24 protein-coding genes are annotated in these 24,079 nt (G+C 74.3%); 17 read left to right on the top strand and 7 right to left on the bottom strand.

Going from position 1 to position 24,079, the window contains the following annotated elements:
* Positions 1-9: 9 nt before the first annotated feature.
* Complete coding sequence (locus ACFWP2_RS10280) at positions 10-1,209, top strand: LysR family transcriptional regulator (protein WP_380449899.1); 1,200 nt, start codon at positions 10-12, stop codon at positions 1,207-1,209.
* On the opposite strand, the gene ACFWP2_RS10275 is transcribed toward ACFWP2_RS10280, so the two are convergent.
* Positions 1,104-2,276, bottom strand: a complete 1,173-nt coding sequence (locus ACFWP2_RS10275) for an erythromycin esterase family protein (RefSeq protein ID WP_380449898.1) — start codon at positions 2,274-2,276, stop codon at positions 1,104-1,106. The two genes, ACFWP2_RS10280 and ACFWP2_RS10275, sit on opposite strands and share 106 nt — an antisense overlap.
* Positions 2,277-2,453: 177 nt before the next feature.
* Between ACFWP2_RS10275 and ACFWP2_RS10270 the strand changes: the two genes are divergently transcribed.
* A complete protein-coding gene (locus tag ACFWP2_RS10270; RefSeq protein ID WP_380449897.1) occupies positions 2,454-3,188 on the top strand; it encodes a TioE family transcriptional regulator in 735 nt (244 codons plus the stop codon).
* 18 nt (positions 3,189-3,206) lie between these two features.
* A complete protein-coding gene (locus tag ACFWP2_RS10265) occupies positions 3,207-3,626 on the top strand; it encodes an SgcJ/EcaC family oxidoreductase (RefSeq protein ID WP_380449896.1) in 420 nt (139 codons plus the stop codon).
* 256 nt (positions 3,627-3,882) lie between these two features.
* Here the strand turns inward: ACFWP2_RS10265 and ACFWP2_RS10260 are convergent, their stop codons facing one another.
* Positions 3,883-4,593: a ScbR family autoregulator-binding transcription factor gene (locus tag ACFWP2_RS10260; RefSeq protein ID WP_380449895.1), complete on the bottom strand. Its 711-nt coding sequence runs from the start codon at positions 4,591-4,593 to the stop codon at positions 3,883-3,885.
* Between the two features lie 463 nt (positions 4,594-5,056).
* Between ACFWP2_RS10260 and ACFWP2_RS10255 the strand changes: the two genes are divergently transcribed.
* Together ACFWP2_RS10255 and ACFWP2_RS10250 are read left to right on the top strand one after the other, a co-directional pair.
* On the top strand, positions 5,057-6,100 hold the full coding sequence (locus ACFWP2_RS10255; protein WP_380449894.1) for a ScbA/BarX family gamma-butyrolactone biosynthesis protein: 1,044 nt from the start codon (positions 5,057-5,059) through the stop codon (positions 6,098-6,100).
* A gap of 87 nt (positions 6,101-6,187) precedes the next feature.
* Positions 6,188-6,739 (top strand): DUF5959 family protein, encoded by a 552-nt coding sequence (locus tag ACFWP2_RS10250; RefSeq protein ID WP_380449892.1) that lies wholly within the window; start codon positions 6,188-6,190, stop codon positions 6,737-6,739.
* Here ACFWP2_RS10250 and ACFWP2_RS10245 read toward each other — a convergent pair.
* Together ACFWP2_RS10245 and ACFWP2_RS10240 are read right to left on the bottom strand one after the other, a co-directional pair.
* Positions 6,681-8,162, bottom strand: a complete 1,482-nt coding sequence (locus ACFWP2_RS10245) for an MFS transporter (protein WP_380449941.1) — start codon at positions 8,160-8,162, stop codon at positions 6,681-6,683. The two genes, ACFWP2_RS10250 and ACFWP2_RS10245, sit on opposite strands and share 59 nt — an antisense overlap.
* Before the next feature lie 17 nt (positions 8,163-8,179).
* The gene (locus tag ACFWP2_RS10240; protein WP_380449891.1) at positions 8,180-8,614 is read right to left on the bottom strand and encodes a MarR family winged helix-turn-helix transcriptional regulator; all 435 of its coding nucleotides are present in this window, start codon (positions 8,612-8,614) and stop codon (positions 8,180-8,182) included.
* 223 nt (positions 8,615-8,837) lie between these two features.
* On the opposite strand from ACFWP2_RS10240, the gene ACFWP2_RS10235 reads away from it, so the two are divergent.
* A complete protein-coding gene (locus ACFWP2_RS10235) occupies positions 8,838-9,506 on the top strand; it encodes a response regulator (RefSeq protein ID WP_380449889.1) in 669 nt (222 codons plus the stop codon).
* Positions 9,507-9,572: 66 nt separating this feature from the next.
* Here ACFWP2_RS10235 and ACFWP2_RS10230 read toward each other — a convergent pair whose 3' ends face one another.
* The 3 genes from ACFWP2_RS10230 to ACFWP2_RS10220 form a co-directional block, all read right to left on the bottom strand.
* The gene (locus ACFWP2_RS10230) at positions 9,573-10,841 is read right to left on the bottom strand and encodes a sensor histidine kinase (protein ID WP_380449888.1); all 1,269 of its coding nucleotides are present in this window, start codon (positions 10,839-10,841) and stop codon (positions 9,573-9,575) included.
* A gap of 173 nt (positions 10,842-11,014) precedes the next feature.
* On the bottom strand, positions 11,015-12,436 hold the full coding sequence (locus ACFWP2_RS10225) for an FtsX-like permease family protein (protein ID WP_380449886.1): 1,422 nt from the start codon (positions 12,434-12,436) through the stop codon (positions 11,015-11,017).
* Positions 12,437-12,441: 5 nt separating this feature from the next.
* Positions 12,442-13,206, bottom strand: a complete 765-nt coding sequence (locus tag ACFWP2_RS10220) for an ABC transporter ATP-binding protein (protein ID WP_380449940.1) — start codon at positions 13,204-13,206, stop codon at positions 12,442-12,444.
* Between the two features lie 260 nt (positions 13,207-13,466).
* Here ACFWP2_RS10220 and ACFWP2_RS10215 point away from each other — a divergent pair, with 260 nt between their 5' ends.
* The 11 genes from ACFWP2_RS10215 to ACFWP2_RS10165 all read left to right on the top strand — a co-directional run bounded on the left by ACFWP2_RS10215 (position 13,467) and on the right by ACFWP2_RS10165 (position 24,077).
* Positions 13,467-13,673, top strand: coding sequence for a hypothetical protein (locus ACFWP2_RS10215; RefSeq protein WP_380449885.1), 207 nt, complete (start codon positions 13,467-13,469; stop codon positions 13,671-13,673).
* The gene (locus ACFWP2_RS10210; protein WP_380449884.1) at positions 13,670-14,398 is read left to right on the top strand and encodes a hypothetical protein; all 729 of its coding nucleotides are present in this window, start codon (positions 13,670-13,672) and stop codon (positions 14,396-14,398) included. The genes ACFWP2_RS10215 and ACFWP2_RS10210 overlap by 4 nt, the downstream gene beginning before the upstream one ends.
* Positions 14,399-14,456: 58 nt before the next feature.
* Positions 14,457-15,362: a ketopantoate reductase family protein gene (locus ACFWP2_RS10205; RefSeq protein ID WP_380449883.1), complete on the top strand. Its 906-nt coding sequence runs from the start codon at positions 14,457-14,459 to the stop codon at positions 15,360-15,362.
* Positions 15,363-15,540: 178 nt separating this feature from the next.
* A complete protein-coding gene (locus tag ACFWP2_RS10200; protein ID WP_380449882.1) occupies positions 15,541-15,936 on the top strand; it encodes a hypothetical protein in 396 nt (131 codons plus the stop codon).
* Between the two features lie 545 nt (positions 15,937-16,481).
* Entirely contained in the window at positions 16,482-18,227 is a 1,746-nt protein-coding gene (locus ACFWP2_RS10195; protein WP_380449881.1) for a peptidoglycan-binding protein, read from the top strand.
* A 19-nt stretch (positions 18,228-18,246) separates the two neighbouring features.
* Positions 18,247-18,684, top strand: a complete 438-nt coding sequence (locus ACFWP2_RS10190) for a hypothetical protein (protein ID WP_380449880.1) — start codon at positions 18,247-18,249, stop codon at positions 18,682-18,684.
* A gap of 186 nt (positions 18,685-18,870) precedes the next feature.
* On the top strand, positions 18,871-20,718 hold the full coding sequence (locus tag ACFWP2_RS10185; protein ID WP_380449879.1) for a phage tail sheath family protein: 1,848 nt from the start codon (positions 18,871-18,873) through the stop codon (positions 20,716-20,718).
* A gap of 7 nt (positions 20,719-20,725) precedes the next feature.
* Positions 20,726-21,250: a phage tail protein gene (locus tag ACFWP2_RS10180; protein WP_049649365.1), complete on the top strand. Its 525-nt coding sequence runs from the start codon at positions 20,726-20,728 to the stop codon at positions 21,248-21,250.
* A gap of 11 nt (positions 21,251-21,261) precedes the next feature.
* Complete coding sequence (locus tag ACFWP2_RS10175; protein ID WP_380449878.1) at positions 21,262-21,993, top strand: hypothetical protein; 732 nt, start codon at positions 21,262-21,264, stop codon at positions 21,991-21,993.
* Positions 21,986-22,687, top strand: coding sequence for a hypothetical protein (locus tag ACFWP2_RS10170; RefSeq protein ID WP_380449877.1), 702 nt, complete (start codon positions 21,986-21,988; stop codon positions 22,685-22,687). Before ACFWP2_RS10175 ends, ACFWP2_RS10170 begins: the two co-directional genes overlap by 8 nt.
* A gap of 121 nt (positions 22,688-22,808) precedes the next feature.
* The gene (locus ACFWP2_RS10165) at positions 22,809-24,077 is read left to right on the top strand and encodes a DUF4255 domain-containing protein (RefSeq protein ID WP_380449876.1); all 1,269 of its coding nucleotides are present in this window, start codon (positions 22,809-22,811) and stop codon (positions 24,075-24,077) included.
* The last annotated feature ends 2 nt before the right edge of the window (positions 24,078-24,079 follow it).

The raw sequence follows: 24,079 nt of genomic DNA, 5'->3' as shown, positions 1-24,079 counted from the left end.
TCAGGAGTTATGGAACTGCGGCAGCTCCAGTACTTCGTCACCGTCGCCCAGCACGGCAGTTTCACCCGGGCCGCGCAGCTGCTGCACCTGACCCAACCGGGGGTGAGCGCCCAGGTCCGGCAGCTGGAACGGGAGCTGGGCCACCGGCTGCTCGACCGGTCGGGCCGCACCGTGCGGCTCACCCCGGTCGGCGAGGCGGTGCTGCCGCACGCCCGGGCCGCGCTCGCCTCCGCGGCCGCGGCCCGCCACGCGGCCCAGGAGTTCGGCGGGCTGCGGCGCGGACACGTGCGCCTGGGCATGGTCGCCGGGGCGGCCCTGACCCCACCGTCCGAGCTGGGCACCTTCCCCGGGCTCGCCACCACACTCGCGGCGTTCCGCCAGGAACACCCCGGCATCGACTTCTCACTCACCGAGGACACCACCGCGCGGATGCTCTCCACCCTGCGCGACGGCCGGCTGGACCTCGCCGTCGTCGGCCTGCCCAGCCCCGCGAGCGGGCGGGAGGGCGACGACGGCTGGTCGGCACTGAGCGGGCTCACGCTGCACACGGTGCTGGAGGTCCCGCTGGTCGCGGCCTGCGCGCCGGAGCATCCGCTCGCCGACGCCGCGGGCTCCGCGGACGGCTCGGACACCGGCTCCGGCCCGGGCTCCGGCTCCGGCCCGGGCTCGGACACCGTCGCCGAGGCTGCCGGTGCTGCCGGTGCTGCCGGCCACGGCCGGAACGCGCTCCCGGTCTCGGCGCTCGCCGGACACGCCCTGGTGAGCACCCCGCGCGGCACCGGTCTGCGCACCGCGCTGGAGTCCGCCCTGGCCGAGGCCGGCGTCGATCCGGCGGTCGGCGTCGAGGCGGCCGCCCCACCGCAGTTGGCCGAACTCGCCGCGCACGGCCTGGGCGTGGCCGTGCTGCCGGACCCGGGCCCGCTGCCCGGTCTGCGGGTGCGCCCGCTGACCGGTCCCGTGCCGCGGGTCCGGATCGCGCTCGCCTGGCCGGCCGACCGGCCCTGCTCGCCACCGGCCGCGGCCCTGGTGGCCCACCTGCGGCAGGCCTACCCCGGGCCGGTCGGCGCTCAGGCTCCGGCCGGCATTCAGGATTCGGCCGGCGCTCAGGTTTCGGCCGGCACTCCGGCTCCGGCCGACACCGCCGCGCCGTCGGCGATGTGCAGCAGCGCGGCCGCGCCGTCGAGCACCTCACGGTCGAGCGGGAAGTAGCCCTGCCGCGGGAGGGTGTCGGTGCGGGTGCGGGCCCCGGCCGGCAGCGCGGTGTCCGTCAACTCCCAGGCCGCACCGCTTCCCTGGAGGTGGGCCTCGTACGTCCCCGGCGCCGGCTCGGCGAGCCCGAGCGCCTCGCTGCGCCCCAGGCTCCCGGCGACGAAGGCGTAGCGCTCGCCCAGCAGCATGCCCGCGATGTGGCCCGCGCCCGTCCACCGGCAGTCCAGCTCGCCCAGCGCCCAGGCGCTCGGGTTGCGTTGCAGGTGCCGGTTGTGGGCGAAGAGCAGGGTCGGTCCGCGCCGGGACTCGATCTCGCGGATGTCGAGGAGGTTCTGCGCCATCAGGGCGTCCCGCGCGCCGAGCAGGGCGCTGATCCGGGCGCTCTGGGTACGGCCCCGGACCGCCGACTGGGCGTGGTAGCGCAGCAGCCCGATCCCGGCGGCCAGCCGGGCGCGGGCCGCGTACCACTGGGCCGGCGAGGTCGATCCGATCAGTTCCGGTGCCCGCATGTGGAGTTGGAGGAGCAGGTCGTCGGCGAGGCAGCGCAGCCGCGCGGCCTCGGCGCTGTCACCCGGCGACCGGGCCGGATCCATCACCGCCTCCGTACGGCTCCAGCGCTCGTCCTCGCCCGCCACGGCGGCGATGTCCAGGTCCGACCCCAGGTAGTCGCGGGCGTGTTCGAGGTAGCCGCGCGGGCTGGGGGCGCTGGTGTTCTCGGTCGGGATGTCGAAGCCGTGGAAGGCCAGCCGCTCGCCGGGCGGCCGGTGCCGGTTGAACTCCCGCATCCAGGCGACGAGTCGGCGGTTGGGGGCGAGTTCCCCGAACCCGTGGGTGAAGCCTTCCCGCATCGCCGATTCGAGGGTGCCGACGCCCTCCCGGACGTAGGCGTCCACGGCGAAGGCGGCCACCCGGTCGGTCTCCAGGGCGATCGACCGGAAGCCCCGGTCGACCAGCCGGGCGAACAGCTCGTTGCGGACCAGCCCGAACGCCGGTTCCCGGTGCGTCGGCTCGCCGAGGCCCAGAAGCTCGCACCCGGTGGTGACGAAGTCATGCATGTCCTGGTTCATGGACCTCAAGCGTATCCTTGACAGAACGGTTGAGACTTTTCCCGCCACTACCGCTCAACCGCCGCTCACTCGCTGCCGAAAGCCTCAAACGACACCGAAGTCGGGCAGCACGGCAATGGCGGATCGATCGGCTTCGAACGCCCACCCGGGCCCGGAACGGGAGACGACCGGACGACCATGCGACCCGCTGACCTCGCCCGCGAGCACGGCATCTCGACCCAGGCGATCCGCAACTACGAGCGCGACGGCTGCCTTCCGCCCGCCGAGCGCACGCCCACCGGGTACCGGATCTACACCGAGCTGCACGCTTCCGCCCTGCGCGCCTACCTCACCCTCGTCCCCGCGTACGGGTACGCCACCGCCGGATCGGTCATGACCGCCGTCCATGCCGAGCGGCTCGACGAGGCCCTCACCGAACTCGACCGGGGCCACGCCCAGTTGCTGCGCGACCGGGAGACCCTCGCCGCCGTCCGCGAGGCCGTCGGCCACCTGACCGGCGGCGCCATCGCCGGTATCGGGCTTCCCGCACCGCCCGGCCCCCGCTCGGTCGGGGAGGTCGCGCACCGGCTCGGTGTCACCCCCGCGACCCTGCGGGCCTGGGAGGCCGCCGGCATCCTCACCCCGGCCCGGGACCGCGCCACCGGCCACCGCCGCTACCTCCCCGCGGACGTCCGGGACGCCGAACTCGCCCACCTGCTGCGCCGGGGCGGCTACCTGCTGAACCACATCGCCACCGTGCTGCGGCAGGTCCGCACGGCGGGCGGCAGCGGCGAGCCGGCCGCCGCTCTCGACGCCTGGCAGCAGCGCCTCACCACCCGGTCCCTCACGATGCTCACCGCCTCGGCCCGCCTCGACGACTACCTGACGCTGCGCGCCGGGACGCCCGACCGGCTTGACCTCAAGGCCACTTGAGGGTCCAGGGTGATCCACATGAACACCGAAGCAGCAGCCGTAGCCCCGGCGAACCCCGAGGCGGACATCCGGGCCATCGAACGGGTCGTGGCCGCCGTCGAACGCGCCCAACGCGCCAAGGACCCGGAGGCGTTCCTCGCGCTGTTCCACCCCGAGGCGATCTGGACCACCGCGCACGGCAAGGTCCTCCTCGGCCTGGACAGCATCGCCGAGTTCACCCGGGCCGTCCTGCCCGCCGCGACCTGGGACGGCGAGGTCACGTACGAGCCGGTGCACATCCGGTTCCTCCGCCCCGACGTGGCCGCGGTCAAGGTCCGCCAGGTCTACCGTTCGCCGGAGGGCGACTCGGAGGGTGCACCGCTGTACGTCATGACCCGGCAGGACGACGGCCGGTGGCTGCTGCACGCCTGCCAGAACACCGGCGTGCTCGCCGCATAGCCGCCGGCCCCGCCGTCGCCCATCACCGCCGGGCGCCTCCCGATGCAGGCTCACGTGGTGCGGTAGCGGTCGATCGAGCGCCCGGCACCCATCCAAAAAAACAGGACAGGCGGTTTCCTGATACGAAACCGAACGCACTGCTCGTTTCCGGGGCGAGCAATCCCCGGTGGAGTCGAACGCCGGACTGCCGGTCCGACCTCAAGCCGGCTTCATCCGAGGCCCGCCCGGGCAACCCGGCCGGCCCGGAGCGCCCGACTCAGGCCGGTCCGGCCCCGACCGGCTCCTCCGCGCCCCGCCCGGCCTCCTCGTCGGCGACGGACTCCGCCGCCCGGGCCGCCGCCAGCTCCGCGACCACCCGGGCCCCCCGGTCCACCGCGAGGTCGAGCGTGGCCAGCACCCCGGGCACCGCGATACTGGGCATCACGTGCTGGTACAGCGAGGCGATCCGGCGCTCCAGGTCCGCCCGCCCGGACATCTTCTGGGACTGGATCTGCACCCCCGTCCAGGCCCCGGTGACCAGCCAGGCCGTCTCGGCGGGCACCACCTGGGGCAGCAGCTCACCGCGCCGCGCCGCCGTCTCCAGCACGCTCTCGGCCCGCTGGATCCAGCCCGGCGCCGCACCGCCGCTGAAGTCGCCGAACACGTCCTGGCCGAGGGAGAGCCGCGCACCGGCACTCAGCACCGGATCGTGCGGCATGAGATGGGCGACCACCATCCCGAGGTCCACGAACTCCTGGAGCTTGCAGTGCCGTTCGGGGATCTCGTCCCGGCCGAACTGCTCGTCCACGACCCCCTGGGCGAGCTCCCGCTTCGAGGCGAAGTGGAAGTACACCGCGCCGCGGGTGACCCCGGCACGGGCCACGACCTCACCGATCGTCGCCCCCTCGTACCCGTGCTCGTCGAAGACCGACGCCGCCGCCTCCAGGATCAGCCGACGCGTCCGGACCGCCCGCTCCTGCCGCACCACCGTAACCACCCCACCCGAAAGGCTCGGCAAACAAAACCAAACAACCCGTATCCTAACCGCCGAGCTCGACGTGGGGCCTTGCATCCCGGGCCGCATAGGGCCGTCCTTGAGCGGACCGAAACCGCATAGCCGGTGCGGGCCGGGCAGAGAGGGCCGACATCCCGTCGCCGGCCCCGACAACCGGAGCAAGAACTCCCACTTGAAGCCGAGCGGGCGACGGACAACCGGGCACTGGTAATGAACCTGTCAATCCTGCCTGTCGGCGTTGTCGCAGGTCAAGAACGCCCACTCGACAAATCTGATCCCCAGGCGACAATCGACACGCACCCACCGTGCTCGACCGAACACGCTCGGCCGCCGACGAACCTTCGCTCTGGCTTCTTGAAAACCAAACCGGTAGGTACGTATCTTACGAGCCCTGAGCAGCCCACCCCGCCCATCACGGCCTTTCGGAGCGCTCCCTATGACTCTTCTGACCTACCGCACGCCCGACTCCGCCCTCACCACCCGCACCGCCACCCGCACCTCCAGCCGCACTGGCACCGGCACCCGCACCGGCTTGGACTCCCGGACGATCCCCGGCCCGACCACGGCAGCCCCGGTGCCCCGCCTGACCAGCACCGTCGCCAAGGAGTACGTCCACCGGGCCTGCCACGCCGAGGTCTTCATCACCGGCAGCCGACAGCTGACCGACACCGTCTTCGCCGTCACCGCGCAGTGGCCGCGGGCGCACACCTTCTTCAGTACCGCGGACGGCACCCGGCACGACCCGATGCAAACTGCTGAAACGATCCGCCAAGCCGGTCTCTATCTGGCCCACGCCCGGTTCGACATACCGCTCGACCACAAGTTCATGATGTGGAACCTCGACTACACCACCCTGCCGCACCGGCTGCTGATCGGCACGGCACCGACCGACCTCACCCTGGAGGTCCAGCTCCTCGCCCAGCCGCGTCGTGCCGGCACCACGGTCGACTTCACGCTGGAGACCGTCGTCCGGCGGGGCACCCAGCGCGCCGGCACCGGGTACGCCCGCTTCACCACCGTCCCGCACTCCACCTACCAGCGGCTGCGCCGGGGCCGCCACGGCGCCGAGCACCCGTCGGCGCCGATCATGACCGCCGAGCCGCTCCCGCCGGCCCGGGTCGGCCGGCTCCGCCCGTGCGACGTCGTCCTGACCCCGGCCGACGCCCCCGGCAGCTGGCACCTCACCCCCGACTTCCGGCACCCGATCCTCTTCGACCACACCAACGACCACATCCCGGGCATGGTGCTACTGGAGGCCGCCCGGCAGGCCGCCAACGCGCTGAGCAGCCCGGTCACCGTCACCCCGGCCGCCGCGGCCACCACCTTCCACCGGTACGCCGAGCACGACGCGCCCACCACGATCACCGCCCGACACACCCCCGGCGTGGACCCGGACACCCTCACCACCACCGTGACCGGTCACCAGCACGGCGAACCGATCTTCACCACCGTGCTCACCGGCCACCCGGACCATCGCTGACCCGACGACCGCCGCCGCACCGAACGAACCACCCACCTCACCGCCCGAACGGCCCGCCCGACACTCCACGCCCGGCGGGCCGTTCGCGTGAGGGCGGGCCGGCCCCGCGTGGGCGGGCCGTCCGCGTGCCGACGACGCCCGCAGGGGGCGGCGCCGCCGGGCACGGGGTGTTTCCCGCCCGACGGCCACGACCGGCTGGACTACGACATCACCGTCACCGCCGACCCGGTACGAGGCCGGTTCGTCACGCTGCTGACCGACCGCCCTCTCAGTCAGTGGGAGACGGTCTTGGACCGGCTCGATCGCGGGTCCGCGGTCCGCCGGCCGGACGAGGAGCACGGCCCGGAGCTGCGGATCGAGCCCGCACGGCCGGGCGGGCTCTGGGCGACCGTCTCCGACGCGGAGGAGCGGAGGAATCGGGCGTCGCGCTCCGGGTCGTGCCCTCCCCCGCACCGGACTGGCTGGACGAGCAGCGTACGGCTCACGCTCGTCCGGGAGGCCTGTCCGACCGAGGTGGTCGACCTCTCCCCGGGCGTCCACACCCGGCGCGGAACCCCGGCGGAGGAGAACTGGTCGGCCGTCATCCCTGGTGCTGCGAGGGACTTCCCAGTCGGCCGAGCGAACGGTCGGGCACGGTGAGGAGGAGCAGGGCCGCAGCGCCGAGCATGAACAGCGCGAGGCGGTGCAGCCCGCCCGTGGTGGCACCGTGCGGGAAGAAGGCGGCGTTCGCGGCCGAGGCCGCCATCGCGCCGAGGTACATGAAGGTGCGCAGCAGCCCGGCCGCCGAGGCGATGGCCGCCGGATCCGCCTGGTGGTAGAGGGCGGTCTGGGTGCCGAGCCCGATCAGCCCCTGGGAGACGCCCGCCAGCACGCCGACCGCGATCAGCAGGACACCCGGGCTGCTCGCGTGCACCGGCAGCAGGGCGGCGCAGGCCGCGATCTGGCAGGCGGAGCCGACCAGCAGCTTGCCGCGCACGCCCGGGCTGCGGCCGGTGACCCCGGCGGCCGTGAGCGCGGTCAGCGAGAGCGGCAGCAGCACCAGTCCGGCGGTGGCGGCCGACAGGCCGCGCCCTTCCTCCAGCCACTGGGTGTAGCCGTAGAGGAAGGCGTAGATGGCGGTGTAGCCGAGCACCTGGCGCAGATAGGTGGCGATCAGCGGGCGGTTGCCGGCGAGCGACCGCAGGTCGATGAAGGGGGTGCGGGCCCGCCGCTCGCGGACGGCGAAGGCGACGGCCGCCAGGACGGCGAGCACCGGGAGGTACCAGCGCGCCGGGTCGGGCTTCATCAGGAACAGCATCAGGGCGAGCAGCAGGAGCGCGAACAGCGCGATCCCGGCGTGGTCGAGGCGCTCGGGGCCGCCAGGGCGGTCGGAAGGGCGGTCGCCGCGGCCAGGGCTGCCGGAACTGCCAGGGCTGCCGGAGCGGTCGGAGCTGCCGGAGCTGCCGAAGCGGCGCTCGGCGACGGGCAGCCGAGCCGCGCCGAGTATCAGACAGGCCAGTGACAGCGGGACGTTGACGGCGAAGACCGTCCGCCAGCCGCCCACGCCGATCAGCAGACCTCCGAGGGTGGGGCCGACCACCGCGACGGTCTGGTTGGCCACGGCCAGCACCGCCAGCACCCCGGTAGGACTGGACTGCCCGGTCCGCTCGGCCTCGCTGCGGGTCAGGTGCATCGCGGCGGGGTAGGCCGCGGAGGTGCCGAGTCCCAGCAGCACCCGGGCGGCGATCAGCAGTCCGAGCGACGGGGCGAGCGTGCCGAGCAGTCCGGCGAGGCCGACCAGGGCCGTCCCGGCGAGGTAGAGCCGGCGCGGCCCGTGGGTGTCCACCAGTCTCCCGATCACCGGCTGGCCGACGGCGGTGGCCAGGTAGAGCGCGGTGACCAGCCAGGCCGTCTCGGCGGGCGGCGCGCCGAAGGCGGCGCCCACGGGTACCAGGGCCACCGCGATCATCGACGAGTTGATCGGATTGAGCACCGAACCGAGCACCATCGGTGCGATCAGCCGGCGGTTGAACCCGCCGTCCGGAGCGGGCAGCTGACGGCGGGCCCGCAGCCGGGCCAGCATGGCGTACGGGCCGGCCTTCACCGGTTCAGCCGGTCGAGCAGGGCCAGTGCCTCCAGCACGGTGGCGCGCTCGGACTCGGTGTAGTGCTCCGCCATGGCCCGGGTCAGCCACTCCTGGCGGGCCTGGCGACTGTTCGCGACGTGGGCCAGGCCGGCCTGGGTGAGGCTGACCACCTGGCGGCGGCCGTCCTCGGGGTCGGGACGGCGCCCGACCAGTCCGTGCTGTTCGAGCGCGCCGAGTGTGGCGGCCATCGACTGCGGACGGACCCGCTCGGCGGCGGCCAGCGCACTCGCGGAGGCCGGACCGTCGTTGATCAGCCGACTGAGCACGGCGGTCTGGGAGGGCGTCAGGTCGCTGGTCCCGCTCGCCTCCCGCAGGGTGCGGCGCAGCCGGCTGAAGACGGCGCGCAGCTCACGGGCGGCCAGCGCCGCGGTGTCGGGCACCACGGCCACGGCGGACTCCTCAGGTGCCTCGGACTCCACAGCCCTCTCAGGCCCTGCGGACGTCGCGGTCTCGGCAGTGGCTCGGGGGCGGGCGGTTCGCTTCTCGGTCACGGTTCCACGGTAATTTCATCAGTCTGGACTGTCCAGTCTGGACTGAAGAATTTCCGGGAGGGAGCTCCGAGAAGGGGGTCCGAGAAGGGGGTCCGAGAACGGCGGGCCGGATAATGACGGCATGATCGACAAGCAGCTCCGCGTCGTCCTCGCCGAGGATTCGGTGATCCTCCGGGACGGCATGGTCGAACTCCTCACCGCCCGCGGGTGCGCGGTGGTCGCCACCGCCGGTACCGCGCCCGAGCTGGTGGCCGCCGTCACCGAGCACCGACCCGACGTGGCCGTGGTGGACATCCGGATGCCGCCCACCCACACCGACGAGGGCATCCGGGCCGCGGTGGAGATCCGGACCGCTCTGCCCGGGGTCGGCATCCTGGTGTTCTCCCAGCACGTCGAGACCGCCTGGGCGGCACGGCTGTTGGCGGACGGCGCGGCGGGCATCGGCTACCTGCTCAAGGAACGGGTGGCCCGGACGTCCGAGTTCGTGGACGCCCTGCACCGGGTCGCCGCGGGCGGCACGGCCCTCGACCCGGAGATCGTCAACGGCTTGATGCACGGCGGTCGGCGCAGCCGGGTGGACGCGCTCACCCCGCGCGAGCGGGAAGTGCTGGAGCTGATGGCGCAGGGGCACTCCAACCGGTCGATCGCCACGCTGCTGGTGGTATCGGAGCGGGCGGTGGAGAAGCACGTGGCCGCTGTGTTCGGCAAGTTCGACCTGCCCGCGACCGACGCCGACAACCGCCGGGTCAAGGCCGTGCTCGCCTACCTCGCGGAGAGCGGCACCCCCTGAGGCGACGGCTCCGAGGGCGGCGCCTCCGAAGGCCGCGGTCCCGACGGCCCCGGTCGCGACCGCCCGTCAGAGCCGCACTGGCAGCTCGGCCCCGACCACCGTCGGCCCACCCGGCGGGCTGTCCACCCGCAGCGTCCCGTCCACCGCCGCGAGCCGCTCGGCCAGGCCGGCCAGCCCGGTGCCCGCACCGATCGCGGCGCCGCCGCGCCCGTCGTCGCGGACGGTCAGCCGGACCCTTCCGTCGGCCGCGGTCACGGTGAGCTCCGCCGACCGCGCGCCGCTGTGCTTGGCCACGTTGCTCAACAGCTCGGCCGCGCAGAAGTAGACGGCCCGCTCGATCACCTCCTCCGGGCGTTCCCGCAGTTCCAGCCGGACGTCGACAGGCACCGGCGCGGTGGCGGTCAGCCCCGGCAGCGCCTGGGCCAACCCGCCGTCCAGCGCCACCGGGTGGATGCCCCGGGTCAGTCGGCGCAGACCGGCGATGGCGTCGTCGGTCTGCCCACGGGCCCGGTCGACCAGGGTGCGCAACCGCCCCAGGTCGGGCCCGCCCGAACCGGCCGGCCCGCCCCCTGCGGGGACACCCCCGCCGGGAACGCCCTCCGCCAACACCTCGTCGGCGAGCGACAGGGTGATGGCGAGGGCGACCAGCTGGGCCTGGGCCCCGTCGTGCAGGTCGCGTTCCAGGCGCCGCAGCCGGTCGGTGTTCTCGGCCAGCAGGGTGGCCCGGGCGTGCTCCAGCTGACGTACCCGCTGCTGGGAGCGCACCGGCCCGAGCAGGGCACGGGCGAGCGTACGGTCCGCTCCGCCGAGCACCCGCACCGCCGCCGGGACGACGGCCAGCATGGCGAGGCCGATCAGGACCGCTCCGAGGTCCAGCAGGCCGATCGACCTCGGGCCCGGCTCCATCATCCGCACCCAGAGCGGGAAGCCCGCCAGCCAGACGCTGCCGAGCGGCAGCCCGACCACGGCCAGGAAGCCGAGCACGCCCAGCGGCAGCCGCAGGAGGAGGTAGAGCAGTGTCCGCCAGGCCACCGGGTCGGTCAGCACCACCCGGCCCCGGGCGAACACCCCGGACGGGCGCGGCAACGGCGGCGGCGCGGGCACCTCTTCCCGGAGCAGCCGCCCGACCAGCCACCGGTGCGGCCCGCCGAGCCTCCTCGTCCCGAGCAGCGCGGCGACCACGAACGGCAGGCCCAGCACGGTGAGCGAGAGCAGCACCCCTGCGTAGAGGACCGCGACGGCGTACACCCCACCGAGCACCCCGAGCGGCAACCCGAGCACCGCGAAGGCCAGTTCACCGCCGCGCACCGACCGGTACCGCCGCCCCTCAGCCACCGTCCACCTCACGACTCACCCGCCGACTCACCCACCAACCGGCCTCCAGCATCCACCAGGGGCCCTGCGACCACCGCACCCGCCTGCCCTTCCGTCCGGACGACCCATCGGACCACCGCGACACCGACCCGGCGGCCCGCCCACCGCCGACGTCCACCTGCGCTTCCCTCCTCTCACCCCCGTTCCCCGCCCGTCGACGCCACCGCCGAGCCACCGACCGCCCACAGGCCCGTGCCCACGATCCCCGGCACGGTGAGCACCGCCGCCCCCAGGACCACCCAGGCGCACGCCGCCCACGGCACCACCGGAACCGCCGAGCCCGTCACCGCCAGGCTGAACGCCCCCGAGGCCGCCGCCGCCACCATCGCGCCCAGCAGCACGCCGATCGCCGTCGTCAGGACGGCCTCCAGGGCGAGCATCCGCAGCAGCTGCCGCCGCGTCGCCCCGACCAGGCGCAGCAGCGCGAACTCGCGGCGCCGGTCGGCGGTCAGCGCCACCAGGGTGTTGACCGTGGAGACCGCCGCGAAGCAGACCAGCAGTCCGAGCTCCACCTCGCGCAGCCAGATGTCGCTCTCCTTGGTGACGCTGGTCGCGGCGCCCGTCGCCCGGGCCACGTGCTCGGCGGTGCCGGTCAGGGTCAGCATGGTGCCGGAGAGCCCGACCAGCAGCGCGACCGGCACCACCGCCGAGGAGAGCCGGGCCGCGTAGCCACGGAGGTTGGCGTCCGCCAGCCAGCCGGCCCGGGGCACGAGCGCCCGCGCCGGGACGCCGAGCACGACGGCCAGGCCCCGTGCCGCCACCGGCCCCAGCAGCCCGACCGCGACCAGCAGCACCAGCGAGCCGAGCAGCGCGGCCTGCCCCGCCTTGTCCAGCTCTCCGGCCGGCCGGCTCGCCGCCAGTCGCAGCAGCAGCCCTCCGCCGACGAGCACCGCCACCCCGGCGAGCAGCCGCGGCGCGCCCGTCCGCCGTGGCGCGCCCGCGCCCTCGGTGAGTGCGACGGCCGGGGCCGGCCGGGTGATCCGGCGGGCCGCGACGGCGGTGGCCGCCAGGCCGACCAGCAGCGCCACTCCGAGCCCGACCAGCGCGGGCACCGGCGCGCCGGGTATGCGAAGCCCGGCTGCCGCCATGCCGCGCCGCTGGAGTGCGGCGAGGAAGGCCCGGGCGGCGAGGAAGCCCACCAGGCCGCCCGGCCCGGCCACCAGCAGGGCCGTCGCCACCACCTGCGCGCGCACCACCCGCCGGATCTGACGGGGCGTGGCCGCGACGGTGCGCAGCAGGGCCAAGTCCCGGTGCTGCTGGCGCAGGGTGAACCCGAGCGCGTTGACCACCACGAACAGCGCGACCAGGACGGCGATCTCGCCGAACGCGCCGGCGATCAGCACCAGGCCCGGCCCGGACACCGCCGTCCGCGACACCGCGGCCGGTGCCGTGACCTGCGCGGCGACCAGCGAGCCGAACAGCGTCACCGCCGCCACCGCCAGGAACAGCGCCGTTCCCAGCCCGGCGAAGGAGGCCGGTCGGCGGCGGATCTGCCCCACCGAGAGGCTCAGCACGGGACTGCTCAGGAGGGGACCACTCAGGACGGGACCACTCATCTCACTCACCCGCCCAACCGGCTCAGCCGCTCGCCGACCTGCGCGGTCGTCGGCCTGATCAGCTCGTCCACCAGGAGGCCGTCGGCGAGCAGCAGCACCCGGTCCGCGTACCCGGCGGCGACCGGGTCGTGGGTGACCATCACGCACGTCTGCCCGTCGGCGTCGACGCCCGCGCGCAGCAGGCCGAGAATCTCCTGCCCCGTGGCGCGGTCCAGCGCGCCGGTCGGCTCGTCGGCGAACAGCACCTCCGGCCGGGAGACCAGGGCCCGGGCTATCGCCACCCGCTGCTGCTGACCGCCCGACAGCTGCCCGGGCCGGTGCCGCTCTCGCCCGGCCAGCCCGACCCGGGCCAGCGCCTCCCGCACCCTGCCGCGCTCCGGCGGCCGCCCGGCCAGCCGCCCGGGCAGCTCCACGTTCTGCACGACCGTCATCGCGGGCATCAGGTTGAAGGCCTGGAACACGAACCCCACCCGGGTGCGGCGCAGCTCCGCCAGCCGCCGTTCGGGCAGCCCGGACACCTCGGTGCCGCCCCACCGCACCGTGCCCCTGGTCGGGCGGTCCATCCCGGCCAGGCAGTGCAGCAGGGTGGTCTTGCCGGATCCCGACGGCCCCATCACCGCCGTGAACGTCCCGGGGGCGAAGTCCACCGACACCCCGCGCAGCGCCCGCACGGCCGCCGCGCCGCGCCCGTACTCCCGGTGCAGCCCGACCCCGCTCAGGGCCGCGCCCGTCAGCTCGTCGTTCGCCGCCGTGGTGGCGGCCGTCGTCATCGCGTTCATGCCCTCCATCGTGGGCGTCCGGGGCCGGGAGATCGATTGTGCTGGCACCCGAATCCGGGGTTCGGAAAACCGAACCCCGCAGGTGGTGCTACGTCCCTCGGCCCCGGTCGCAGCGGCACAGCCGGGACCGGCACCGGACCGCCCGCCCACCGGCCGCGGCAGCCCCCGTCACGGCCCGGCGGCGCACTCGCCCCGTCCGCCCGCCCCACCCCGCCTCCCGCCGGCTCCGCCCGACGGGGAATCATGATCCGGTGACCATCCACCCGCTGCCCGGCCACGGCGTCCGGCAGCCCGCTTCGGGCCACGAGCCGTATCACCGGGGGCCGCACCATCGCGAGCCGCACCACCGGGAGCCGCGCCGCCAGCTGCCGTTCCCCTCCGGCTTCGGCCCCGTCCCCTTCCCCGCCCCCGCCCCCACCCCCGCCGACCACGACGCACCCCCCGAGGCCGCCGCATGATCCCCCTCCCGACCGGCACCGCCACCGGTCCGCACGACGCCGCCTTCCTGCCCCGCCGGGAGCTGTCCCCGCGCCCGGCCGAGCAGCCGATCACCGCACCGGTCCCCAAGCTCGGCGGCGAACCGTGCTGGCTGGCCGAGCCCACCTGGCCGCTCGACCCCAGCACCGGTGAGCCGCTGGTGTTCATCGGGCAGTTCCCCGTCCCGGGCGAGCCCGGCCGGCTGGCGTACCTCTTCCTGGACGAGGAGGACGAGATCATGGGCGGCCTCGATCCGGAGCGCGGCGACGGCCTGCTGCTCGTCCAGCCGGGCGGGCGGATCCCGCCGTTCGCCGTGATCGGCCCGCCCGGTACCCGGGGCCGTACGCTCTGGCGCTGCGAGCCCGACGGCGAGCGGACCCCGGTCGAGTACCACCTGGACGTGGTGCCGCTGTCGGACGGCGTCGACCGGGCGATGGACCAGCGGGCCGCCTTCCAGCGGTACCTGCGCGACGAGGGCCCCGAGGTGCCCTTCCCGGACGGCGACCACGCGCACGACCACCTCGGCGGAGACCCGTCCTACCCGAACGGCCGGGCCCGGGTCCCGGCCCCTTGGCAGTACCTCTTCGGCCTCTCGGACGCCCCGGACGACGGCGATCCGTACTTCCTCAACTTCGGTTACGGCAACGGCTTCGGCTTCCTCAGCCCGGACGGTCTGGAGGGCCGGTTCTTCTGGGAGGCCCCGTAGCCGGGCCCGCCCTCCGCCTCCGCGTCCTCCCCCCATCCACCCACCCTCGGGAGTCACCATGACCACCACCCCCCTGACCGTCGCCGTCCTCGGACCGGGCGGCGTCGGCGGACTGATCGGCGCGCTGCTCGCCCGTGACGGCCACCGGGTCGTCTGCCTGGCCGGCGAGGAGACCGCGGCCGCCATCGGGCGGGACGGACTGCACGTCCGCAGCGGCCGGTTCGGCGAGTTCACCGCCCGGGTCGAGGCCGCGACCGAGCTGCGCGAGCCGGTCGACGCGGCCTTCGTGACGGTCAAGGAGACGGCGCTGGCCGCCGCGCTCGACCGGTTGCCCCCGGAGGTGCTCGGCACCGGGATCGTGGTGCCGCTGCTCAACGGCCTGGACCACATGGCGCTGCTGCGCGAACGCTACCCGGCCGGGCGGGTGGTGGCCGGCACGATCCGGATCGAGACCACCCGGACGGCGCCCGGGAGGATCGAGCACACCAGCCCGTTCGCCGCCGTAGAGCTCGGCGCCACCGCCGAACCCGACGCCTCCGTGGCCGAGTTCGCCGAGCGGCTGCGCCACTCCGGGCTGGACGTCACGCTGCGCGAGGACGAGACGGCGATGCTGTGGAGCAAGCTCTCCTTCCTCGCCCCGTTCGCCCTGCTCACCACCCGCCACGCGAGCGGGATCGGCACCGTACGCACCGAGCACCGGGCCGAACTCCTCGCGGTGCTGGACGAGATCGCCGCTGTCACCCGGGCGGTCGGCGCGCCGGCGGACGCGCAGGCCCTGCTCACCTCCTTCGACCGCCTGCCCGAGGCGATGAAGTCCTCGATGCAGCGCGATGTGGAGGCCGGCCGACCGGCCGAGCTGGACGCCATCGGTGGCGCCGTGCTGCGGGCGGCCGACGCGCACGCGGTGGCCGCCCCGACCATCACCCGGCTGGTACGCGACCTCTCCGAGTCCGCCGACCGGTAGTGACCGTGCTGGTGTTCACCCCACGGACAGCACCCGTGGGGTGAACACCCCGAACTCCTCGCGCCATGTGACGGAGACTCATCCTCCGCAGTGGGCAAAGACTTTCCCAACGGTTCACCGGAGCTTCCGGAACCTCCGCACGGCGCAGTGGCGTTGATACGGCGGGAGGGATAGAGACATGACAAGGAAGTCTTACCGTCTGGCCGCCACCACGCTCGTACTGCTCCTGGCGGCCCCGTTGTTCACCGCGTGCGACGCCGACAAGGCCCTGGACTGCGGAAAGCGGGCGATCAGCCTGACCGGCGACGTCCAGGACCCCGCCGATTCGACCGTCAACGTGGGACAGCTCTCCGACGAGAGCCGCCGCAACCACACCGTCGAGGCCTTGCGGAAGGTCGCCGACGACGCCAGGAAGCTCCGCCAGGACGGCGGGGACAAGATCGACCCGGCGGCCGACCGGCTGTCCAAGGCCGTCAACGCCGCCATCGACCAGGTCTCCAAGGGCCGGCAGCCCGACTTCAAGCCGATCGCCGACGCCGCCAGCGAGATCGGGAAGGCCTGCGCCGACTCCTGACACCGCCCGGCACGCACGTCCCGTTCCCCGACACCGCCCGCCGCCCGCTCCGTCGCGCTCCCGGCCCGGCCCACAGCCCGGCCGGGAGCGCGACGGGCTTGCAGGCCGTCGCGGACCTTGCCGCATCGTTCCCGGGCACCGGCTGCCCGCGCCGCGTCCTCGACCTGCGGCAGGCCGCCCGCCAGGCCGCCGGCCGCGTCGCCCCCGAACCGACGACACCCGGGCGCTGGAGCACATCCGCTCCGCAACTCTCAGCCGGGGCGCCGCCCCAGCCCGCCCGACCACGGCCCCATGACCACCGGACAGGCCCCGAACGCCCCCTCGCCGCGGCGTGTCGTCCGGCGGATGTGCCAGTGGCACAGGACTGCCGGACGAGACCACCGCAGGAGGCCCGCAGAACCCACAGAACACCTTCAAATAAACGGAGTTGACGTTCAGTCAGTTCTCAGGTGGAGTGAACATGACGCCCTGGCCGGCGTCGCGTGCCCCGGGGGATGGGGCCGGGCCGGCCGTGGCTGCCATCGGCGCAAAGGGGGAGCATCCTGATGGCATACGCGAAGGGTTATGACGTCTCCGACTTCCAGTCGGGCATTCCGGGGGACGCGGAGTTCGTCTTCATCAAGGCCACCGAAGGCGGCCACACCGGCCAGTCGGGGTACATCGACAAGCTCGCGGACGCCCGGGGGCGCGGGCTGGTGGTCGGGCACTACCACTTCCTGCACGCGGAGAACCCGGTCGACGGCGAGGTGGAGCACTTCTGCCGGGTCGTGGGGCAGGTGCCCGCGGGCGAGCTGCTGGTGCTGGACTTCGAGCCGTACGGACAGTCGGTCGGCGACGGCGACGCGACCGAGGCGAAGAACCGGTGGCTGGCGGCGGTCAAGCAGCGTTACCCGGACCGCCTGGTCGGGCTCTACACCAACCGGGACTACTGGTTCCGGACGGACGACAACGCCGGTGACTTCCTGTGGATAGCGGACTACGTGTCCGCGGGTTCGCCGCGCATCCAGGCCTCCTGGCGCTTCCACCAGTACAGCGACGACCCGCTCGACGCGGACGTGTTCAACGGCTCGCTGGACGAGCTGCGGGCCTGGGCCGGCACCGGCCGGACCCCGGACCCCGAGCCTCCCGCGCCGACCCCGACCCCGGGGCCGCAGTCGCCCGACTGGCCCGGGCTCCAGCTGGTGCCCCGGGACCAGTGGGGCGCGCGGCCCTGGCGCGAGCCCAACGGTTCGATCCCGTACGCCGGTCCGCGCGCCGGAGTGAAGGTGCACTATCTCGGCACGGCGTACACCTTCGACACCCACGACTCCTGCCCGGCCTACGTCCGGCGCCTCCAGGCCTCGCACATGGACGACGACGGCTGGTCGGACATCGGCTACAGCTTCGTGGTCTGCGAGCACGGCCACGTGTTCGAGGGCCGCGGGCTGAACCGGCGCAACAGCGCCAACGGCGACGTCCCGCTCAACGAGGCGCACTACGCGGTGTGCGGACTGGTCGGCTCCTCCGGCTCGACCGTGCCCACCCCGGAACAGCTCAACGGGCTGCGGGACGCGATCGAGTACTGCCAGCAGCAGGGCCCGGCGGGCCCGGAGATCAAGGGGCACCAGGACGGCTACTCGACCGACTGCCCCGGCCCGGCGCTGTACGCCTGGGTGACGTCGGGTGCGCCGCGCCCGTCCGGGACGACGAACACCCCGCCCCAGCAGCCCGCGCCGCAGCCGGACCCGGCCCCGGACCCGACCCCGGCCCGGTACCAGAACAGCGTCGGCGGCCTGCCGTACGGCTACGGCGCGCACGGTCCGCAGGTCACCCTCGTCGGCGAGGCGCTGGTGGCGGCGGACTTCGGCTCGCACTACGGCCAGGGCCCCGGCCCGGACTGGACCGACGCCGACACCCTCAACTACGCCGACTTCCAGCGCAGTCTGGGCTACTCCGGCGGGGACGCGGACGGCGTGCCCGGCGAGGCCTCGCTGCGCCGGCTGCTCGGCGGGGCCGTCCCGCTGGCCGAGGTGTCGAAGTCGAGGGTCGTCGCGGCGGCCCGCCAGGACCCGGACGCGGCCCAGGGCGCCACCACGCACCCCGACGACGTGTACACGGTGGAGCAGGCGCTCGTCGCCGAGGGGCTGCTCGACCGGCAGTGGGCCGACGGCTCGTTCGGCACGAGGACCGTCGACGCCTACGCCGAGCTGCAGCGCCGGTACGGGTACAGCGGGCAGCAGGCGGACGGCATACCCGGCATCAACTCGCTGACCCGGCTCGGCCAGACGCACGGCTTCACCGTCGTCGGCTGACACCGGCCGAGGAGGACAGATGTACCAACTCGCCCTGTCCCTGTGGCGCACGTGCGTGCCCTACATCGTCGCGTTCCTCGTGGTGCAGGCCGCGCGGCTCGGCATCCACCTGGACAACGCCTCCGTCACCTCCGCCCTGGTCACCGGCTTCGGCACGGTCTACTACGCCGCGTTCCGGTTCCTGGAGCACCGGTTCGGCGCGAGCTGGGGCTGGTTCCTGGGGGCCGCCCGGCCGCCGTCCTACCAGCCGCCGGTCCCCGCACCCACACCCACACCCACGCCTGCGCCAGCCGCACCGGCGCCCGCACCGGCACCGGCACCGGCACCGGCCGCACCCACGCCCGCGCCCGCACCTGCGCCCACCCCAGCTCCGGCACCGGCGCCCGCACCCGCAGCGACGCCGCCGGACCCCACGCCGGCCCGACCCGACTACCGGAACCTGCCCGAGGGCGGCTGACGGGCCCCAGCACAAGGGTTGCGGAACGCCAAATTCCGCAACCCCGAAAACAGGCCCAGTAATACAATTAGCCTTTCAAGTTCAGGCCTTGACGAATTGTCACCTGAATCTGAGACTGAGCCTGCCACCAATGCATCCGGACCCCATTCCACGGTCTCTTGATGCACGAAGTGAACGGAGGGGGAATTGCCGACGACACCGACCTACCCGGGCGTCTACATCGAAGAGCTTCCCAGCGGCGTCCGCACCATCACCGCGGTGAGCACCTCGGTGACCGCCTTCGTCGGGGCCACCCGGCGCGGCCCGCTCGACCAGCCGGTCACCATCACCAGTTTCGCGGACTTCGAACGCCGTTTCGGCGGCCTCGCGAGTCAGAGCCCGGTCAGCTACGCCGTCCAGCAGTTCTTCCTCAACGGGGGCTCGGTCGGGGTCGTGGTCCGGGTCGCGGCGGCCGGCACCGGCGCCGCCGCGGGCGTCACGCTCAACTCGACGCAGTCCTCCACCGCCACCCCGGCCCTGGAGGTCACGGCCGTCGAACCGGGGCTCTGGGGCGGGGGGCTGCGGGTCGCCGTGGACTACCGGACGCCGACCCCGGCCGAGACCTTCAACCTCCAGGTCTTCGACACCTCCGGCGCCGTCCGGGAGTCCTTCGCGGACCTGTCGGTCCGGGCCGCCAGCCCCCGGTTCGCCGAGACGGTGGTGAACAGCGGCTCGGGCGTCGTCCGGGTGAAGGTCCTGACGGAGAGCCGACCGGACCCGGTGGGCACCGTCTCCAAGCCCTTCGCGGCCACGCTGCCGGACCTCACCCACGAGATCCAGGTGAAGATCGCCGACGTCTCGCGGACCGTCAGGATCTACGACCCGGCCGCGGACGACACCGCGCCGACCACCGTCCCCGAACTCGCCCTGCTGCTGGAGCGCAAGCTGCGGGCCCTACCCGACGCCCCGGGCAAGCGGGCCTTCGCGGGCACCCGGGTGAGCGTGTTCGGGCGGCAGCTCCAGGTCGTCGCCGGCTCCACCGACCCGGCCGACGTGGTGCGCTTCCTCGGTGAGGCCGCCAACAACCTCGGGCTGGAGGGCTCGGTCAACCCGCCGGTCCTCGCCCTCGCCGGAGGCCAGGACGGCGGAGCCCCCGGCATGACGGACCTGATCGGCAGCGAGGCCGGCAAGACCGGCATCCAGGCCCTGCGCGACGTGCCGGACGTCAACCTGCTGGTGCTGCCGGAACTGGCCGGCTACGCCAGCGTGGACGACGCCGTCACGGTCGTCTCGGCCGCCCAGGCACTCTGCGTGGAGCAGCGGATGTTCCTGATCGTCGACTCGCCGCAGGCGTGGACGACGCTGGACGCCGCCCGGGCGGGCCTGTCCGCCTTCGACTCGGTGCGCAGCGACCACGCCGCGCTGTACTTCCCGCACCTGGAGCTGGTCGACCCGCTCACCGGCCGGCTGCGCAGCTTCCCGCCGTCGGGCACCATCGCCGGCGTGATGGCGCGCACCGACGGCCAGCGGGGCGTGTGGAAGGCACCCGCGGGCACCGAGGCCGGGCTGCCCGGGGTGCGCGCGCTGACCGTCCCGCTGACGGACCGGGAGAACGGCCTGCTGAACCCGCTCGCGGTGAACTGCCTGCGGACGTTCCCGGTGGTGGGCCCGGTGGCGTGGGGCGCGCGGACCATGGCGGGCGCCGACGCGCTCAGCTCGCAGTGGAAGTACGTCCCGGTGCGGCGTCTGGCGCTGATGCTGGAGGAGAGCCTCTACCGCGGTACCAAGTGGGTCGTGTTCGAGCCCAACGACGAGCGGCTGTGGGCGCAGATCCGGCTGAACGTGGGCGCGTTCCTGCACTCGCTGTTCCAGCAGGGCGCGTTCCAGGGCACGTCGGCGCGCTCGGCCTATTTCGTCAAGTGCGACAAGGACACCACCACGCAGGACGACATCAATCGCGGTGTGGTGAACGTCGTGGTCGGATTCGCGCCCCTCAAGCCCGCGGAATTCGTGATCGTCAAGATCGAGCAGCTCGCCGGACAGTTCGAGGTTTAGGATCTCCATGGTCGAGTTCACCGTCAATCCGCACCGGTTCGATCCGTACAAGAACTTCAAGTTCCTGGTCGTCTGGGACGGTCGGGTCGTCGCCGGAATCAGCAAGATCAGCCCGCTCAAGCGCACCACCGAGGTGGTGAAGCACCGCAGCGGGGGCGATCCGAGCGCGCCGCGCAAGTCGCCGGGGCGCACCGACTTCGAGGCGGTCACCCTGGAGCGCGGGGTCACCCACGACCCGGAGTTCGACCGCTGGGCCAACAAGGTCTGGATGGTCGGCGCGGGCCGCGGGGCGGAGGTCTCGTTGCGGGACTTCCGCAAGGACCTGGTGATCCAGGTGCTCAACGAGGCCGGTCAGGTGGCGGTCGCCCACAAGCTGTACCGCGCCTGGCCGAGTGAGTACCAGGTGCTCGGCGAACTGGACGCCAACGCCAACGCGGTGGCGATCCAGAGCCTCAAGCTGGAGGTGGAGGGCTGGGAGCGGGACGAGGAGACGCCCGAGCCGGAAGAGCCCTCGTTCCAGCAGCCGGCCTGAGCGGCCGACCGATGGAACTCGCCGGCGAGGCCGACCTGTTGGCCGCCTGGGAGGCCGGGCTGGCGGCCGGCCGCACCGGGCGGGCCCTGCTGCTGCACACCGTCGCCCGTCCGGGCACCGGGACGGCGGAGCTGCTGGCCGTGCCGCTCGGCCGGCGGGACGCCGAACTGTTCGGCCTGCGCGCCGAGTTGTTCGGCGAACTGCTCAACGTGCGGGTCGGCTGTCCGAGTTGCGCGGAGGAGATGGAGTTCGCCTTCGACTCCGGGCAGGTGGTCGGTGCCGCGCGGCCGGCGGACGGCCCGCTGCGGGTGGAGCTGGACGGCTGGCAGGTCGGCTTCCGGCTGCCCACCCCGGGCGATCTGGCCGCCGCCGAGCGGGCCCCCGCGGATCAGGCCAGGGCCGTCGTGCTGGAGCGGTGCGTGCTGACCGCCGAGCACGGCGGGCAGCCGGTCGCCGCCCGGCACCTGCCCGAACCGGTCCAGCGGCGCGTGGCCGAGGCCGCGGCCGCGGCCGACCCCTGGGCGGACGTCCGGCTGCACCTCAGCTGCCCCGAGTGCGGCGAGCAGGCCCTCGCCGAGCTGGACATCGCCTCCTACCTCTGGGAGGAGCTGGACGACTGGGCCCGGGCGACCCTGCTCGACGTCCACCTCCTGGCCACCGCCTACGGCTGGAGCGAGGCGGAGATCCTGGCGCTCAGCCCGCTGCGGCGCCGCTACTACCTGGAGCTGTGTGCAGATGCCTGACCACTTCGACCGCCTGGTGGCGAAGGGCGGCCCGGGCGGGGACCGGGCCGGGGTACGGGTGCGCCCGCGCCTGCCGGGGCCGTTCGAACGGCTCGACGCGCTCGCTCCGGCGCCGCCGGTCGTGGACGAGGAGTCGTTCGGGCCGGGCCGCCCGGGCGGGCGGCCCGTTCCCGTGCCGCTCCCCCGGACGCCGGCGGCACCGCCCGCGGTGCCGGTCGAGAGGGCGCTGCGGGCGGTGGCCGGTGAGGACCGGCCGGCTGTCGCACCCGTCCTTCCGCTGCCGCGCACGCCGCTGCTGGTCCCGCCGCCGGTCACCCCCCTTGCCGCACCGGCCGTCGAGCCGGCGGTGCGCGGGGCGGCCGCCCGCCCGGCAGCCGTACCGACGCCCGTCACCGCACCGCACCGGGCGGGTGCCCCCGAGCCGCCGGCCGTGGCACCGCCCGCGCCGGTCCGGCCGGCCGCCGCCGTACCGGCGTCCGCACGGCGGGCCGCCGGGGCAGCCGCTGCGGGCCAGGCGCACGGGACCGGGACCCGACGCCGGCAGCGGCCGGTCGAGCGGGTGGTGCGGGTCCAGATCGGGCGGGTCGAGGTCAAGGCCGCCCAGCGCACCCCGGCCGGGCCGCCCAAGCCGGCGGCCACCCGCCCGGGCCCGGCCCTCGACCTGGGCAAGTACCTCGACCGGGAGACCTCATGAGCGGGCGGGTGGGCCACATGACCGGGCAGCTGGGGCACATGAGTGGGCGGGTGGGGCACATGACCGGGCAGCTGGGGCACATGAGCGGGCGGGTGGGGCACATGACCGAGGGGGCGCACCCGTGAGCAACCACCTCGCGATCGCCACCGTGAGCGAGGCGCTGCGGCTGCTCATCACCCGAGCGCTCTCGCCCGACATCCCGTTCGCGGTCGAGGTCGGCGCCCGCAAGCCGCCGACCGAGCCGCCCGCCGACCCGACCATCACCGTCTTCCTCTACCAGGTCACGGCCAACGCCTCGCTGCGCAACCGCGACGCGCCCACCCGCGCGACGGACGGTACGGTGCTGGCCCGGCCGGCCGCCGCCCTGGACCTGCACTACCTGATCAGCTGCTACGGCGAGGAGTCCCAGCTGGTCGGCCAGCGGCTGCTCGGCTGCGTGGTCCGGGCACTGACCGAACAGCCGGTGCTGTCGCGGCAGTTGATCGAGGAGGCGGCCGCCCAGCCGTACCTGGTGGGGACGGACCTGGCCGCCTCGCCGCAGCGGGTGCGCTTCACGCCCACGACGATGGACGTCGAGGAGCTGTCCAAGCTGTGGAGCACGCTGCTCCAGACGCCGTACGCGCTGTCCGTGACCTACCAGGCCGCCGCCGTCTTCGTGGAGGGCAGGGTCGATCCGGTGGCCGGCAAGCCGGTGCTGCGCCGCACCGTGCGGGCCGTGCCCTCCCGCGGGCCGGTCGTGGAGCGGGTGCTCTCCCGGCCCGCCGGGTCCCCCTCTGCTCCCGCCGAAGGGCCGGTGACCAAGGACCGGGAGCTGGTGCTGGAGGGCACCGGCCTGCGCGCCGACCTGGTGGTGGCCCGGCTGGGCGAGCGGCGGGTGCCGGTCGACCCGGGCGGCGTCCGGGACGACCGCCTGGTGGTCGCCGTCCCGGAGGACCTGCCGCCCGGCGTGTACCAGGTGCAGGTGCTGCACGGACTGGCGCTGGACGGCCGGCCCGCCGCCGAGCACCTCGCGCTGGAGTCCAACGCGCAGACCTTCGCCCGGCAGCCGCGGATCGTCGGGCCGATCGGCACGGCGGACCGCGGCGACGGACCGTCCGGGGTCTCGGCCCGGCTGGACGTCCGGCTGGACCTGCCGCTCCGGGACGACCAGCAGGTCCTGCTGCTGCTGGACGAGTTGCACCCGCCCGCCGGGCGGCCCGGGGCGAGCCACCAGTTCCGCGCACCCGCGCCGCCGCTGCCGCGCACCGACCCGTACGAGGTCCGGGTGCCGGTCGCCGGCGTGCGCCCGACCGCCTACCTGGCCCGGGTCCAGGTGGACGGCGTGCCCAGCGAGTTGACGGTGTCGAGCGACGGGACGTTCAGCGGTCCCGTCGTGGACCTGACGCACTGACC

The organism is Kitasatospora sp. NPDC058444, from assembly GCF_042721415.1.
Lineage (GTDB): Bacteria > Actinomycetota > Actinomycetes > Streptomycetales > Streptomycetaceae > Kitasatospora.
The sequence above is the reverse complement of the archived record's forward strand: the minus strand, read 5'-3'. Positions and strand labels throughout refer to the sequence as shown.

Coding starts and splice junctions, on each gene's coding strand:
- ACFWP2_RS10280 (WP_380449899.1), top strand. CDS start 10: ATGGAACTGCGGCAGCTCCAGTACTTCGTCACCGTCGCCCAGCACGGC.
- ACFWP2_RS10275 (WP_380449898.1), bottom strand. CDS start 2,276: ATGAACCAGGACATGCATGACTTCGTCACCACCGGGTGCGAGCTTCTG.
- ACFWP2_RS10270 (WP_380449897.1), top strand. CDS start 2,454: ATGCGACCCGCTGACCTCGCCCGCGAGCACGGCATCTCGACCCAGGCG.
- ACFWP2_RS10265 (WP_380449896.1), top strand. CDS start 3,207: ATGAACACCGAAGCAGCAGCCGTAGCCCCGGCGAACCCCGAGGCGGAC.
- ACFWP2_RS10255 (WP_380449894.1), top strand. CDS start 5,057: ATGACTCTTCTGACCTACCGCACGCCCGACTCCGCCCTCACCACCCGC.
- ACFWP2_RS10245 (WP_380449941.1), bottom strand. CDS start 8,162: ATGCTGGCCCGGCTGCGGGCCCGCCGTCAGCTGCCCGCTCCGGACGGC.
- ACFWP2_RS10235 (WP_380449889.1), top strand. CDS start 8,838: ATGATCGACAAGCAGCTCCGCGTCGTCCTCGCCGAGGATTCGGTGATC.
- ACFWP2_RS10225 (WP_380449886.1), bottom strand. CDS start 12,436: ATGAGTGGTCCCGTCCTGAGTGGTCCCCTCCTGAGCAGTCCCGTGCTG.
- ACFWP2_RS10220 (WP_380449940.1), bottom strand. CDS start 13,206: ATGACGACGGCCGCCACCACGGCGGCGAACGACGAGCTGACGGGCGCG.
- ACFWP2_RS10210 (WP_380449884.1), top strand. CDS start 13,670: ATGATCCCCCTCCCGACCGGCACCGCCACCGGTCCGCACGACGCCGCC.
- ACFWP2_RS10205 (WP_380449883.1), top strand. CDS start 14,457: ATGACCACCACCCCCCTGACCGTCGCCGTCCTCGGACCGGGCGGCGTC.
- ACFWP2_RS10200 (WP_380449882.1), top strand. CDS start 15,541: ATGACAAGGAAGTCTTACCGTCTGGCCGCCACCACGCTCGTACTGCTC.
- ACFWP2_RS10195 (WP_380449881.1), top strand. CDS start 16,482: ATGGCATACGCGAAGGGTTATGACGTCTCCGACTTCCAGTCGGGCATT.
- ACFWP2_RS10190 (WP_380449880.1), top strand. CDS start 18,247: ATGTACCAACTCGCCCTGTCCCTGTGGCGCACGTGCGTGCCCTACATC.
- ACFWP2_RS10180 (WP_049649365.1), top strand. CDS start 20,726: ATGGTCGAGTTCACCGTCAATCCGCACCGGTTCGATCCGTACAAGAAC.
- ACFWP2_RS10175 (WP_380449878.1), top strand. CDS start 21,262: ATGGAACTCGCCGGCGAGGCCGACCTGTTGGCCGCCTGGGAGGCCGGG.
- ACFWP2_RS10170 (WP_380449877.1), top strand. CDS start 21,986: ATGCCTGACCACTTCGACCGCCTGGTGGCGAAGGGCGGCCCGGGCGGG.